The organism is Massilia paldalensis, assembly GCF_044901715.1.
Taxonomy (GTDB): domain Bacteria; phylum Pseudomonadota; class Gammaproteobacteria; order Burkholderiales; family Burkholderiaceae_D; genus Telluria; species Telluria paldalensis.
Genome location: NZ_JBJCIU010000001.1, coordinates 255,302 through 269,298, shown reverse-complemented (window position 1 = coordinate 269,298; position 13,997 = coordinate 255,302). Strand labels below are relative to the sequence as shown.

General features: G+C 69.3%; 10 protein-coding genes and 1 riboswitch. Of the genes, 2 read left to right on the top strand and 8 right to left on the bottom strand.

The features are described 5' to 3' along the window. Positions 1 to 75 precede the first annotated feature (75 nt). Positions 76 to 981: a LysR family transcriptional regulator gene (locus ACI1V7_RS01215; RefSeq protein ID WP_404531518.1), complete on the top strand. Its 906-nt coding sequence runs from the start codon at positions 76 to 78 to the stop codon at positions 979 to 981. 89 nt (positions 982 to 1,070) lie between these two features. Next, the gene (locus tag ACI1V7_RS01210) at positions 1,071 to 2,168 is read left to right on the top strand and encodes a glycoside hydrolase family 43 protein (protein WP_404529969.1); all 1,098 of its coding nucleotides are present in this window, start codon (positions 1,071 to 1,073) and stop codon (positions 2,166 to 2,168) included. A 16-nt stretch (positions 2,169 to 2,184) separates the two neighbouring features. Here ACI1V7_RS01210 and ACI1V7_RS01205 read toward each other — a convergent pair whose 3' ends face one another. The 8 genes from ACI1V7_RS01205 to edd form a co-directional block, all read right to left on the bottom strand. Further along, positions 2,185 to 2,844, bottom strand: coding sequence for a response regulator transcription factor (locus ACI1V7_RS01205; RefSeq protein ID WP_404529968.1), 660 nt, complete (start codon positions 2,842 to 2,844; stop codon positions 2,185 to 2,187). A gap of 104 nt (positions 2,845 to 2,948) precedes the next feature. Further along, complete coding sequence (locus tag ACI1V7_RS01200) at positions 2,949 to 4,214, bottom strand: MFS transporter (RefSeq protein ID WP_404529967.1); 1,266 nt, start codon at positions 4,212 to 4,214, stop codon at positions 2,949 to 2,951. Further along, the gene (locus ACI1V7_RS01195) at positions 4,211 to 7,033 is read right to left on the bottom strand and encodes an ATP-binding protein (RefSeq protein WP_404529966.1); all 2,823 of its coding nucleotides are present in this window, start codon (positions 7,031 to 7,033) and stop codon (positions 4,211 to 4,213) included. Before ACI1V7_RS01195 ends, ACI1V7_RS01200 begins: the two co-directional genes overlap by 4 nt. A 172-nt stretch (positions 7,034 to 7,205) precedes the next feature. After that, positions 7,206 to 8,252 carry an SDR family oxidoreductase gene (locus tag ACI1V7_RS01190; protein WP_404529965.1) on the bottom strand — a complete coding sequence of 349 codons (1,047 nt, stop codon included), beginning with the start codon at positions 8,250 to 8,252 and terminating at the stop codon, positions 7,206 to 7,208. Between the two features lie 103 nt (positions 8,253 to 8,355). Further along, positions 8,356 to 10,422 (bottom strand): TonB-dependent receptor, encoded by a 2,067-nt coding sequence (locus ACI1V7_RS01185; RefSeq protein ID WP_404529964.1) that lies wholly within the window; start codon positions 10,420 to 10,422, stop codon positions 8,356 to 8,358. An 83-nt stretch (positions 10,423 to 10,505) separates the two neighbouring features. Next, positions 10,506 to 10,732, bottom strand: a riboswitch (cobalamin riboswitch). Between the two features lie 64 nt (positions 10,733 to 10,796). Next, a complete protein-coding gene (locus ACI1V7_RS01180) occupies positions 10,797 to 11,345 on the bottom strand; it encodes a Rhs element Vgr protein (RefSeq protein WP_404529963.1) in 549 nt (182 codons plus the stop codon). A gap of 15 nt (positions 11,346 to 11,360) precedes the next feature. Then, entirely contained in the window at positions 11,361 to 11,999 is a 639-nt protein-coding gene (eda, locus tag ACI1V7_RS01175) for a bifunctional 4-hydroxy-2-oxoglutarate aldolase/2-dehydro-3-deoxy-phosphogluconate aldolase (protein ID WP_404529962.1), read from the bottom strand. 7 nt (positions 12,000 to 12,006) lie between these two features. Further along, positions 12,007 to 13,923 (bottom strand): phosphogluconate dehydratase, encoded by a 1,917-nt coding sequence (gene edd / locus ACI1V7_RS01170; RefSeq protein ID WP_404529961.1) that lies wholly within the window; start codon positions 13,921 to 13,923, stop codon positions 12,007 to 12,009. Between the last annotated feature and the right edge of the window lie 74 nt (positions 13,924 to 13,997).

The window sequence follows — 13,997 nt, the reverse complement described above, 5'->3', positions numbered from 1 at the left end:
AGCCCAGACTTTATTGTTTCTGCGCGTGCAGATAAACTGGTCATCAGGGAAATCATTTGTTCCAGGGAGGACCAAATAAGCCGCCAATTCGACTATCTGGACGACCTGGAAGCGTTCATCGCGGTCGCCGAACACGGTTCCTTCACGACCGGTGCCGTGAGCCTCTCGACGACCCCGTCCGTGCTGAGCCGTGCGGTGACGCGCCTGGAGCAACGGCTCGGCGCCCAGCTCATGCGCCGCACGACCCGGAGCGTCACGTTAACGGAGTCCGGCCGGCACTACCTGGAGCAGGCGCGCGCGGCATTCAACCTGCTGGGCGAGGCGGAACGCGAACTCCAGGGGCAGGCGGGGCCACTGCGCGGACGGGTGCGCATGAGCGTGCCCACCACGTACGGCCACTACCGGCTTCCCACCCTGCTGGCACGTTTCGCGCACCGCTATCCGGACGTGAAGGTGGAACTGAACATCACGAACCGCAACGTCGACCTGGCCGCCGAAGGCGTGGACCTGGCGATCCGCCTCGGTGACTTTTCTCCCGGCGGCCTGGTGGCGCGCAAGCTGGCCGACGAGGCGCTATGCCTCGTCGCGGCGCCGGCCTACCTGGAAAGGGCTGGCGTCCCGCAAGCGCTGGCCGACCTCGAGCGACATCGCTGCATCCCCTTCGTCCTGCCGCGTACGGGCCGGGTGGCGCCCTGGCTGTTTCGCGACGGCGGCCGGGACATCGAATGGCAACCGGCGCCCGGCATCGAGGTATCGGACGACGTGCTGGGCGTCGTGTCGCTGGCGGTTGCCGGCATGGGCATCGCGCAGAGCTATGACTTCATCGTCCACGAGCGCATCGCCCAGGGCGAGCTGGTGGAAGTACTGCCTGCGCTGCGCGGCCGCACCCGTCCCTTCTCCGTCATCTATGCGCCGCATCGCCTCCAATCCGCCGCGACGCGTGCGATGATCGACGTGCTCGTGGCCGCGAGACAGTCCTAGCGCAGCGTTGCTGGGATGTTGTTCGCCTTACCCATGCGGCCTACAATGGACGAGCATTGCCCCTTCCCCGCCATGGAGCGCCACACAAGATGAAGACAACCCCGGGTTTAGTAAAACGCAGCCTGTTTCTCGCGCATGGCGCGCTATTCGCCGCTGTCGCCGCCGCGTGCGCCGTCGGCCTGCCTGCGCACGCATCCAATCCGATCGTGCAGGGCTGGTACGCCGATCCCGAGATCCGCATCTTCGACAAGCAGTACTGGATCTATCCGACCTACTCGGACGATTTCGGCGCGCCGGACCGCTCCAGGTCCTTCACGCCCGAGCAGCAGCGCATGCGCGCCCAGTCGAAGCTGATCTGGGCGCCCTACCTGAAGCAGACCTTCCTGAACGCGTTTTCCTCGCCCGACCTGGTGCACTGGACGAAGCACCCGCACGTGCTCGACGTGGAGAACGTGGCCTGGGCGGCCTACGCCGTGTGGGCGCCGTCGGCCATCGAGCACAAGGGTAAGTACTACCTGTTCTTCGGCGCCAACGACATCAAGAGCAACGAGCAGGTCGGCGGCATCGGCGTCGCCGTCAGCGACCGGCCCGACGGCCCGTTCAAGGATGCCCTCGGCAAGCCGCTCATCGGCGAGATCCGCAACGGCGCCCAGCCGATCGACCAGATGGTGTTCAAGGACGACGACGGCCAGATCTACATGTATTACGGCGGCTGGCAGCACGCGAACGTCGTCAAGCTGGCGCCGGACCTGCTGAGCGTCGTCCCCTTCCCCGACGGCCAGACCTACAAGGAGATCACGCCCGACCCGGCCTATGTGGAAGGCTCGTTCATGGCCAAGCGCAAGGGCGTGTACTACCTCATGTGGTCGGAGGGCGGATGGACGGGGCCGGACTACAGCGTGGCCTACGCGATGAGCACGTCGCCCTACGGTCCGTTCAAGCGCATCGGCAAGATCCTGCAGCAGGACGGCAAGATCGCCCGCGGCGCGGGCCACCATTCCGTCGTCAACATCCCCGGCACCGACGACTGGTACATCGCCTACCACCGCCGCCCGCTGAACGACAAGGATGGCCACCACCGCGAAATGGCCATCGAGCGCCTGTTCTTCAACGAGGACGGGACGATCCGTCCGGTCGTGATGACCAACGAAGGCGTGGCGCCACGCCCGCTCGTGCCCGGCCGCTGAGCGCGGCGCGCCGGGGTCAGGCCGCGGCCCGGCTCCGGGCCGCCGCCGCGCCACCGGCGAAACCGGCCGCATCGAGCAGCCCGCGCGACAGCGCGATGCTTGCCGCCTGCGTGCGCGTGCTGGCGTCGAGCTTCATCATGATCGCGCGGACGTGCCATTTGACGGTGCCTACGGCGATGCCGAGGTCGCGGGCGATCGACTTGTTGCAGGCGCCCTGCACGAGCAGCTGCAGCACCTCCACCTCGCGCCGGGTGAGCATGTCGTCCGACGGCCCCGTCGCCATCTCCCACGTCAGCGTCTGGCACAGGTAATTTCCCCCGCGCGCCAGGGTGCGCACGGCGTCCGCCAGTTCGTGCAGCGGCGCCGTGCTGAGCACGAATCCGTGCACGCCCTGGCGCAATGCCGCTCGCACGGCGTCGATCGGCGCCGTGCGCGTGACGGCGAGCACGCGGCGCCCGGCCGCGCCACGGGGCAGTCCCGCTTCCGCCAGCGCAAAGGCGCGCTCGCCGTCGACGACGGCAACGTCGACTGTGGCGTCGACGGCAACGCCCGGCGCCCCCTCCACGACGCGGATGCCAGGTTCCCGTTCGAGCGCCGCGCGCACGCCGGCCTGCAGTAGCGGTTCCTGGATGTCGGTGGACACGACGATCGCCTGTCCTGGTTCTTGCTGTCTCATTCCACTTCCTTTACTGATATGGCAAACACTAGCCTAGTGAGCAGTGTCGCCGGAAGGGCGTGGCAGGTCGAGTTAGCAGTTGTTGGGCCTTGTGAGGCGCGCGCTCACACCGTTGGCGCGGGGCGGGTTTCCGGCATGCGCAGGATGGCGGCGAGGGAAACCAGGCTGGCGGCGACCACGCACCAGGCGGGCGCCAGCGGATCGCCGGTCGCGCCGATCAGCCACGTCACGAGGAACTGGGTGGCGCCGCCGAACAGCGAGACGCCCGCCGAATACACGAACGCCAGCCCAGCGGCGCGCTGCGCGGACGGGAACAGTTCGCAGATCGCCGTCAACACGCCGCCGCCATTGAGGGCGGTCAGGAAGGCCAGCGCGGCCGCGACGGCCAATAGCGTGGCCGGATCGCGCCGCGCCGCCAGCAGCATGAACGCCGGCACGACGGCCAGTGCCATGGCCAGGCGCGGCCAGAACATCGCGGGCCAGCGTCCGAAGCGGTCCGCGAGCCAGCCGCCGGCGACGCCGCCCGCGACGGTCGCGAGGCCGACGGCCAGCGCCGCGTGCAGCCCACTGGCCGCCGGGAGGTGCAAGACCGTCGTGCCGTAGGTGGCCATGTAGCTGGCGACGTAGGTGGCGACCGTGCCGCCCGCGATGGCGCCGATGCCCATGATCACGTGGCCCACACGCCACCGGACGGGCGCCGGCACGGGAGCCGACGACGACGGGAGCGTCTCCGGCATGCCGATGCGCAGGTACACGGCCACGGGCACGAGCAGCAAGCCGCACGCGAACGGCACGCGCCAGCCCCAGGCATCCATGGCGGCGTCATCCAGCATCGCGAACAGCGCGAGGCCGATCGCCGCGGCCAGCATGCCGGCCAGGCCCTGGCTGACGAACTGCAGCGCGACGTAGGACGCGCGCCGTCCGGGCGGCGCGATCTCGAGCAGGAAGGCCGTCGACGGTCCGATGTCCCCGCCCAGCGCAAAGCCCTGCAACAGGCGCAGCGCGGTAAAGATAATGGGTGCCGCCACGCCGATGGCGGCGTAGTCCGGGGTGAATGCCAGGCCGAGCGTCGCGCACGTCATCAGGATGGCCGTCAGGTAGAGGGCCGGACGGCGGCCGGCGCGGTCCGCGAAGCGGCCGATGACGACGCTGCCGACGGGCCGCGCGACGAAGCCGACGCCGAACACGGCGACGGACAGCAGCAGGCTGGCGCCCGCTTCCCGGCTGGGGAAGAAGGCACGCCCGATCTGTGCGGCAAAGAAGGCATAGGCGACGAAATCGAAGAATTCCAGTACGTTGCAGGCCACGGCGGCGCCGATGGCACGCCTGCGCCGCATGGCCGCGGCGCGCGGCGGGTCGTCGCGGCTCATGCCAGCAGTGCCCGCGCGCGTGCGAGGTCCGGCGATTCGTCCAGTCCCGCCTCCAGGCAGCCTTGCAACAGGACCCGCGCCTCGTCCGCGCGGCCGTCGTCGCGGAGGTGCCCGGCCAGCGCGACGGCGGCACGCAACCTGCACCACGCGGCGCCCTGTTCGCCGGCGAGCGCCATCGCCTTGCGGTAGCCCTGCTCGGCCTCGTCGCGGCGTCCCACGGCCGCCAGGCAGCGGCCGCGCACGACCAGCAGCTCCGGCTCGCGCAGGAAATCGCCGCCGCCACGGATCATCGCTTCCGCTTCCTCGCAGGCCGCGAGGCCGGCCGCATGCAGGCCCATGTCGCACAATCCGCCGGCCATCGCGATCAGCGCCTCGCTGCTGACCATCTCGTAGCCCACCGCATGCAGGGCATCGACGGCGATGCGGATCCGCTCGACGCCTTCGGCCAGCGCGCCCTGCAGCAGCATGACCTGGCCGCCGATCACGTTGGCCGTGTAGCGGTAAGGCTCCAGCGAGTGCGCCTTTCCGACCCGGTCCAGCTCGTCGGCGACCGCCGTCATGCGCGCCGTGTCGCCGGCATACGCGTACACGGAGCCGGCCCAGATCAGGGCAATGCTGTAGGTAACGGCGTGGCCGTGGCGTTTCGCGAGCGCGATCGTTTCGGCCGCGACGGCAAAGGCGCGCGCATGGCGTCCCGTCAGCCAGGCGCCGCGCGCCATGCCGCACAACGCGCGGATGTGGTACTCGAACGCGAGGCCGGAACCCAGCTCGGCGGCGCGCGGCGCGGTATAGGCCAGGCAACGCTGCCACTGCTGCAGCGCCTCGTCGATCCTGCCTACGAGGTGCAGGCACACGCCCATCAGCGACGCCACCACGGCGCGCGCTTCCGGATCGTCCAGCTCCTGCAGCAGCGACTGGGCCTGGCGCGCCGTGTCGAGCGCGTCGATATAGCGGCCCTCGCGGTGAAGCAGGACGAGGTACTGGCACAGCAGGTGCAGCATGCTGCGCGAGTCGCCCAGCTGCTCGGCGATGGCGAGCGCACGGCGGTAGGCTTGCGCGGCATTGCCGCGCGCGCCGATGCCGGAGAAGGTCAGCGACTGGCCCAGCGTCCCCTGCAGCGTCAGCTCGAACGACGAGCCGGCGAATTCGGCGGGCAGTACGGCCAGCGCGGCCTGGGCCCAGCGCGAGCATTCCGCCACGTGCGAGGAACGCAGCAGCAGCGGGCACAGGGCCGCCGCCATACGCATCGCCTGGGCCGCCTGGCCCGCATCGCGCAGGTACCAGTCGAGCGCCAGGCGCAGGTTCGGCAACTCGAGCGCGAATGCCTCGGGGTCGGCATCGGCCGCCTGCGCATGGTCCACGGCCCAGTCGCGGAAATGGTCGGCCAGGCGCTGCGCCACGGCCTCCTCCTCGGCGCCGGCGCGCAGCTTGTCGCGGCTATAGGTCTTGGTCGTGTCCAGCATGCCGTAGCGCAGCGCGGCGCCGCCGGCATCGACGGTCACGAGCGACTTCGCCACCAGGTTGGCGACCAGTTCGAGGGCCACGAGCCGGTCGTAGCCCTCGCAGCAGATGCCGAGGGCCGCGTCGAGCGAGAACGTGCCGGCGAAGACCGACAGCCTGCTCAGCAGCCGCTTCTCGTCGTCCGACAGCAGGTTGAAGCTCCAGTCGAGCGTCGCGCCCAGCGTCTGGTGGCGCGGCACGGCGGTGCGCCGTCCCTGCCAGATCAGGGTCACGGACGGATCGACGTGCAGCGCGATTTCCTTCAGGCCGAGGGCTTCGATGCGGCCGGCGGCCAGTTCGATCGCGAGCGCGATGCCGGACAGTTCGCGGCACAGCCGCGAGACCAGGGGCGCATCGGCGTCGGTGAGCGCGAAGCCGGCACCGCTGGCGGCGGCGCGCTCGACGAACAGCTGGACCGCCGGATAGGTCATCGCCGCCATGGCGCTCAATCCCTCCCCTTCGGGTGGAAAATTCAGCGGCTGCAGACGGTAGACGAATTCGCCCGTCGCGCGCAGCGGCTCGCGGCTCGTCGCCAGCACGTGTACATGGGGGCAATGCCGGACCAGCGCCTCGGCGATGGCCGCGACCTCGTCGATCACGTGCTCGCAGCAGTCCAGCACGATGAGGCAGGTGCGTTCGGCGAGCCGGTCCATCAAGGCCTGCGCGTTGTCCAGCGATTGCTGCATGCCGACGGCTTCCGCCACCGTCGCGTGGACGAGGCCCGGCTTGCCGATCGACGAGAAGTCGGCGAAGTGCACGTCGCCGCCGATGTGCCGGTACGCGGCCCGCGCGGCCGCGATCGCCGTGGTCGTCTTGCCGATGCCGCCCGCGCCGACGATCGTCGCCAGGCGGTATTGCAGCAGCGCCGCGACCAGCGCGTCGACTTCCTTGTCGCGTCCGAACACGGCCGTCGACAGCGCCGGCAGGCGCCGGGCCGCGTCCGCCGGCATGGCGGCGGCGCCCGGCGTGGCGGCCGGCGCCGCCAGGCGTTCGACCCGGGCCACGAAGGTATAGCCCTTGTTGGCCGTATTCACGATGTAGCGCTCGGCGCCGCCATCGCCGAGCGCCTTGCGGATGGCGACGATGTGGAAACGCAGGCTGCCCTCGTCCACGACCATGTTCGGCCATACGCGCGCCAGCAGCTCGCGCTTGCCGACCGTCTCGCCCGCCGATTCGACCAGCGCGATCAGGATGTCGAGTGCCCGCCCGCCCAGCCTCACCGGCACGCCGTCGCGCTCGAGCAGGCGCTCGGAAGGCACCAGCACGAACGGGCCGAACGCCGCGCGCCATTCGCTACTGATTTTTTGCTCGCTATGCATCTTGTTCGTACGCCGATCCCGCAATATCGATACGCGATCACGCACGACCGCACTTGTCTACCACCCATTGGACAGGGTCACGACCCTCCCACTGGACAGGGCAGACAGTATAGTGCAATGTCGACATGGTTGCACTGCCCGATGGCCCCGCCAGCGGCCATGCGCGTCGCGCTCAGGGCAGCTGCCCGGCAGCGCGCAAGCGCTCGATCGCGCCCACGATGGTGGCCTCGGTCTCGACCGCCTCGGTGAAGCCGGCACGGCGGATCTTGCCCATGTCCGAGACCATGTCGAACTCGGTGTTGAAGACGAAGTCGCCGAACCACCAGCCGACCAGCTTCTCGTAGGGTGGCGTGCGCAGGCCCTGACGCTGCGCCACGCGCGCCCAGGCGTCGGCCAGCAAGGGCATCTGCTTCGCCAGCGCGAACGGCTGCGGCGGGCCGACCTCCATGTCGAAGGCACCGGCCACGCGGCGCCAGACGCGCTCCCAGCGGAACGGTTCGTTGACGAGGTTGAACGCCTCGCCGGCCGCCGCCGGATCGAGCGCGGCCCACACGCTGGCGCGCGCCATCCAGGCCGCATCCGTCGTCTGGGCGAGCACGCCCGAGTAGACCTTGTCCGTACCCGGGAAGCGCAGCGGCACGCCCGCTTCCTTGCTGAGCGCAGCGAACACGCCCATCACCATCACGATGTTCATCGGGTTGCCGACGATGTCGCCGACCACCACGTCCGGGCGCAGGATCGACCAGGCGAAGTCGCCGGCCGCGCCGCGCTCGCGCAGCAGGTCTTCCTGGGCATAGTAGAAGTTCGGCGTGACGTGGCGCGGATCGTCCTCGTAGAACGGTGCGTGGGCGTGGCCCAGGTGCACGCCGTACACCTTCGCACCCTGGTAGTGCACGACGCGCTGCAGCGGCGCGCCGACCGCCTTCAGGCCGTCGAGCAGGTTGCGCAGCATGCCGCCGTTGATGCGTTCCTCGTCCAGCAGGTCGCTGCCGCCCTTGAGCGCGGCGTAGAACACGTGGGTGGTGTCGCGCGCCGCCTCGAGCGCGCGGGCGGTGGCGGCGGCATCGGTGAGGTCGGCCTTGATGCTCTCGACGCCATCCACGAGGGTGCGCGGCAGCGCGCGCACCGTCCAGTCGGGACGTCCCTTCAGTTCCTGCACGACGGCGTTGCCGATGATGCCGCTGGCGCCGACCACGAGCGCCTTGTAGGGGGTATGCATGCCTGTCCTCTCGAAGCAATGGGAAATGCCATGAGCATAACGGCTCTCCGCGATCGGTGCAGGACGGTGCCGGGTCACAAGCTCCGGCGCCGCCCCGGCTGCTTCAGAAGCTGGCGCGCAGCGTCAGGCGCACGGTGCGCGGCTCCACCGGGTGCGTGTGGATGCCGTCCACGCCTTGCGCCGGCTCGCCCGGCAGGCGCGACGTGTAGTAGTAGTCGACGTCGCTGGCCTGGCGGTCGAACAGGTTGAACACGTCGGCCGTCAGTTGCCAGCGGCGGTCGACGCGGTAGCCCACGCGCAGGTAGGCGATCGCCGTCGTGGCCGAGCGCACGCTGTCGTCCTCGACCAGGGGACGCGGTCCGAAGTAGCGCATCTGGAAGGCGCCAGACCACGGCCCGACGTCGTTGACGGTGGCGCCGAACGACGCCACCTTCTCGACCGAGCCGGGGACGCGGTCGCCGGCCGGATCGAACTGGGTGTAGCGGGCGCGCGACCAGGCCAGGTCGAGGTCCAGGAGCAGCCAGCGGTTGGCCACGACATGGTTGTTCCACTCGATGCCGGAACGCTTGCTGGCGCGGCTGGGCGCCGTGTCGCCCGCATCGCCCGAGAACACGAGCTCGGACGCCGAGCGCAGCGTCCACAGCGCCGCCGAGCTTTGCAGGCCCGGCACGATCTCGCTGCGCGCGCCGATCTCGGCGCCGCGCGTCTTGACCAGCGGCGTCACCGGATCGACCGGCACCCGTTCGCGCGGCGACAGGCGCGCCGTCGTGCCGCGCGCGTCGTTGCTGTGGAAGCCCTCGCCGTAGTTGGCGAAGAATTCTGTCCTGTCCCATGGTCCGAACACGAGCGACAGCTTGGGCGAGGCGACGTGGTCGTCAGCGCGGCCCGCGTTGTCCGCGATCGAGCTGGCGACGTCGAAACGGTAGCGGTCGTAGCGCAGGCCGGCGATGGAGCGTAGCCATGGCGTCCATTGCACGGTGTTCTGGAACCAGGCAGCGCCGCTCGATTCCGACACGCGCGATTCGGCGATCGTGTCCAGCAGGCGCTGCCCGCTCGTCGCATACAGGCCGAGCGGCGCGATGCGGTCGAAGCGGCCCTGCACGCCCAATGCATTGTTCATGGGCCGGCCCGCGAGCTGGCCGAACCACGTGTGGGCAACGTCGAAGCCCGCCGTCTTGCGCCGTTCCGTCTGCAGGAACTGGTCGCCGTTCACGGGGTCGTCGAGGAAGTAGGTGAAGTCGTTGTACAGCGCCAGGTCGGAGCGCAGCGCATAGGCATGCGCCTCGGTCAGCGTGTCCTGCGTGCGGCGGCGCCATTCCGTGGACAGGCTGTAGCGCGCCGTGCGGCCGCCGTCGCTCGGGTCGACGGCGCCGAAGGCATCGATGGCGCCGTCCTGCACGGCGCGCAGCGGCACCTGGCTCGTCGCATGCCAGCCGCCCTTGTAGCCCATCGCCGTGACGCTGAAGCGGTCGATGCCGATGGTGGTGCTGTAGCGCAGCAGGGCCGACGATTTGTGGAAGGCTTCCGGCGCCTGCCACGGGCCGTCGTTGTGCGCCAGCTCCAGCGCATACAGCAGGTTGCCGCCCGCCGCGGCCGCCGAGTCGGCGACGACGGCGCGACGGAAGTCGTGCGCGCCCACGGTCAACGCCGCGATGCCGGCATCGAGCTTGTCGACGAGCCCCAGGTGCGCGGCGCCCGCCGAGGCGAAGTCGCCTTCGTCGGCGTAGTACGGGCCCTTGCGGTAATGGACGCGGCCGACGAGTTCCGGGATCAGGAAGTTCAGGTCCGTGTAGCCCTGGCCGTGCGCATGCGTGCGCATATTGACGGGCATGCCGTCGACGAAGGTGGCGAAGTCGGTGCCGTGGTCCAGGTTGAAGCCGCGCAGGAAGTACTGGTTCGCCTTGCCGTCGCCGCTATGCTGGGTGACGATGACGCCGGGGACGAACTCGAGGATCTCGCCCGGACGCAGGGCCGGACGGTTGGCGATCAGCGACGCCGTGACGGTGCCTTCGCTGGCGGCGTCGGACGTGCCGACGCCATTGTCGTAGTGGCCCAGCACGTGGACGGCGCTGGTGAATCCAGTGGGTCCGGTCGATTCCGCAGTCTGGCTGCCGGCCTGGGTTTGCGCATGCGCGATGGCGCACGACGCCCCCGCGATCGCGAGGATCATTGTGTTTTTCATGATGGATGAATGAAGCGCAATCCCGCCCACCTCCCCGTGGGCACGATTGAAAAGCGCGCGCGTCTGCCGACGCACGCACCACCCGTCTGGCCGGTATCCGGGCTGGCAAGGCGGACCGGCTCACCTTCCCATGCGAACGCACAGTGGTCATCGAGCCGGCCTGTCGTCGCGAGACGACGCTTGCTTACCGTTGCGGGGGCAGCACACCCTGGCCTGGCGGCGGCGCCGGCAAGCCATGTGTTTCCCGTTTAACTGCGCGCATGAAAAGCGCGCGGGCACCAAACGGGGCGATTATAAGGGTGCAGTTGCGATGCCGACAATCATCCGACGCCGGGGTCCTCCCGGACCGTCCGGGCCCGGACTCAGGCAGGAATGCGGATGAGTTTGCGCGACATCCCGCGCGGCAGGTTCTCGCGGTCCGACGGATCGGCCAGGAAGCGCGAAAGGACTTGCTCGTACAGCGGCAACTGGCTCGCGTGGCGGCGCTGGCGCATCACGCGCGGGCGGTGCATGTGCTTCAGGGCGAAGTAATCGGCCAGCAGGTCGCCCTGGGCTTCCATATTGTAGTCCGACAGCTGCGCGCCCGGCCGCAGCTCGTAGCCGTACGACAGGCCGATGCGGATGGCGCCGCGCAGCTTGACGGGATAGCCCAGCTGGTGCTGCCACACGTGCACCATCTCGTGCATGAACCAGTGGATGGTGGGTGGGTCGCCCGCCGTGTAGTCGGGCAGGAAGCAGGAGTGGTGGAAATAGATGCTGCCGTTGGGCGTCATCGCGCAGTTGCGCGGCTGGACCAGCGGCAGGTAGCGGCGGTTATGGACGCGCACGCGTCCATAGTCGATGGCGTCGCCGAACAGCAGCGACGCCATCCCGATCTCGTTCGCGGTCATCGGCCGCGCGAGGCGCCGCATGGGCTGTCGACTTCCTCAGGCAGCGCGCAGGCTGGCGGCCGACCTGGCCAGGTCGGTGATCAGGTCCCAGTCGCCGGTCTTCATCGCGTCCGCCGGGGTCAGCCAGGAGCCGCCCACGCAGGCCACGTTCTTCAGCGCCAGGAACTGCGGCGCCGTCTCCTGCGAGATGCCGCCGGTCGGGCAGAAGGTCACGTCCGGCAGCGGGCCGGCGATCGCCTTGAGCATGCCCACGCCACCCGCCGGCACGGCCGGGAACAGCTTCAGTTGCTTGAAGCCGGCTTCGCGCGCCACCATCACCTCGGACGGGGTCATGCAGCCCGGCAGCAGCGGCAGGCCGCTCTTTTTCGCGGCGTCGATCAGCGCCGGCGTCAGACCCGGCGAGACGCCGAACACGGCGCCCGCATCGCGCGCCGCGGCGAATTCTTCCGGCTGGGTCAGGGTGCCGACGCCGACGATCGCGCCTTCGACCTGGGCCATCGCGCGGATCGCGTCCAGGCCGTGCTTCGTGCGCAGCGTCACTTCGAGCACGCGGATGCCGCCGGCGACGAGCGCCTTGGCCAGGGGGACGGCGTGGTCCGGATCGTCGATCGCGATCACGGGGATCACGACGGCCGAACGCATGATGTCGAGCAGGTTGTTGTTAGCGGTGGTCATTGGCGTCTCACTTGTTTTTACGGATCAGGAAATCTTCGTCGGATCCCGGCATGATGTCGCCGCTGTCGACGCCTTCATGCAGGGGCACGGTCGTGTCCTTCGGGGACGGCAAAGGGAAGGTCGCCGCGCCCTCCTCTGCCGCGCTGGTCGCGTTGCGGAAGATGGCGAACAGTTCGCGGCCCATGCCGATGTGGCTGGCCGTCAGGTCGGCCGTGGCCTGCTTGCGCGCGGCCCAGACGTCGGCCGGCACCAGCGCTTCCAGCACGCCCTGGGTCGCGTCGACGCGGATGATGTCGCCGTCGCGCACCAGGCCCAGCGGACCGCCGGCCAGGATTTCCGGCGACACGTGGATCGCCGCCGGCACCTTTCCCGACGCGCCCGACATGCGGCCGTCGGTGACCAGCGCCACGTGGTAGCCGGCGTCCTGCAGGTTCGCCAGCGCCGGGGTCAGCGCGTGCAGTTCCGGCATGCCGTTGGCGCGCGGGCCCTGGAAGCGGAGTACGGCGACGAAGTCGCGATTCAGCTTGCCGGCCTTGTAGGCATGCATGAAGTCTTCCTGCGAATCAAAGGTCAGCGCCGGCGCCTCGACGATGTGGTGCTCTTCCTTGACGGCCGAGACCTTCATCACGGCGCGGCCCAGGTTGCCCTTCACGAGGATCAGGCCGCCGTCCGCGCGGAACGGGTTCGAGGCCGGGCGCACGACGGCTTCGTCGCCGCTTTGCGCCGGCAGGTCCTTCCAGACCACCTTGTCGCCGTCCAGGAACGGTTCCTTGCAATGGGCGCGCAGGCCGCGGCCGAGGATGGTGTTGACGTCCTCGTGGGCCAGGCCGGCGTCCAGCAGTTCGCGGATCACGAAGCCCGGGCCGCCGGCGGCCTGGAAGTGGTTCACGTCGGCGTCGCCGTTCGGATAGATGCGGGTCAGCAGCGGCACGACCTTCGACAGCTCGTCGAAGTCGGTCCAGTCGATCACGATACCGGCGGCACGCGCGATGGCGATCAGGTGCAGCGTGTGGTTGGTCGAACCGCCCGTCGCGTGCAGCGCAGCGATGGCGTTGACGATGCTCTTCTCGTCGACGATGTGGCCGATCGGCATGTACTCGCCGCCCTGCTGGGAAATGGCGACGGCGCGCTGGGCGGCGGCGCGGGTCAGCGCATCGCGCAGCGGCGTGCCCGGGGTGATGAAGGCGGCGCCCGGCAGGTGCAGGCCCATCATCTCCATCAGCATCTGGTTGCTGTTGGCGGTGCCGTAGAAGGTGCAGGTGCCGGCGCCGTGGTAGGAACCCGACTCGCCTTCCAGCAGCTCTTCGCGCGTGGCCTCGCCTTTCGCGTAGCGCTGGCGGATCGCGGCCTTTTCCTTGTTCGAGATACCCGTCGTCATCGGGCCGCCCGGCACGAAGATGCCCGGCACGTGGCCGAAGTGCAGCGCGCCGATGAGCAGGCCCGGCACGATCTTGTCGCAGATGCCCAGGTACAGGCTGGCGTCGAACATATTGTGCGACAGCGCGATGGCCGTGGCCATGGCGATGGCGTCGCGCGAGAACAGCGACAGTTCCATGCCCGGCTGGCCCTGGGTCACGCCGTCGCACATGGCCGGCGTGCCGCCCGCGAACTGGGCCACGGCGCCGACTTCGCGCACGGCTTCCTTGATCACCTTCGGGAAGTACTCGAACGGCTGGTGCGCCGACAGCATGTCGTTGTACGAGGAAACGATCGCCACCGACGGCTGCTTCTGCTCGCGCAGCTTCAGCTTGTCGTTGGCCGGGAAGGCGGCGAACCCGTGCGCCAGGTTCGTGCACGACAGCGCGCCGCGCTGCACGCCCTTGATGCGCGCGGCTTCCACATGCGCCAGGTAAGCCTGGCGCGAATGCCGGCTGCGTTCGATGATCCGATTGGTCACCTGTTCTACTACGGGATGTACCGCCATGATCGTTCCTCGTGAATTAATTTCTGAAATTTTACTACAAAATGAAAATGGCCGCATGCGGCCGTCAATTATTG

Bases quoted from the DNA above. Each gene is read 5' to 3' on its own strand.
- ACI1V7_RS01180 (WP_404529963.1), bottom strand. From the start codon at position 11,345: ATGCGGCGCCTCGCGCGGCCGATGACCGCGAACGAGATCGGGATGGCG.
- ACI1V7_RS01195 (WP_404529966.1), bottom strand. From the start codon at position 7,033: ATGCATAGCGAGCAAAAAATCAGTAGCGAATGGCGCGCGGCGTTCGGC.
- ACI1V7_RS01200 (WP_404529967.1), bottom strand. From the start codon at position 4,214: ATGAGCCGCGACGACCCGCCGCGCGCCGCGGCCATGCGGCGCAGGCGT.
- eda (WP_404529962.1), bottom strand. From the start codon at position 11,999: ATGACCACCGCTAACAACAACCTGCTCGACATCATGCGTTCGGCCGTC.
- ACI1V7_RS01205 (WP_404529968.1), bottom strand. From the start codon at position 2,844: ATGAGACAGCAAGAACCAGGACAGGCGATCGTCGTGTCCACCGACATC.
- ACI1V7_RS01210 (WP_404529969.1), top strand. From the start codon at position 1,071: ATGAAGACAACCCCGGGTTTAGTAAAACGCAGCCTGTTTCTCGCGCAT.
- ACI1V7_RS01190 (WP_404529965.1), bottom strand. From the start codon at position 8,252: ATGCATACCCCCTACAAGGCGCTCGTGGTCGGCGCCAGCGGCATCATC.
- ACI1V7_RS01185 (WP_404529964.1), bottom strand. From the start codon at position 10,422: ATGATCCTCGCGATCGCGGGGGCGTCGTGCGCCATCGCGCATGCGCAA.
- edd (WP_404529961.1), bottom strand. From the start codon at position 13,923: ATGGCGGTACATCCCGTAGTAGAACAGGTGACCAATCGGATCATCGAA.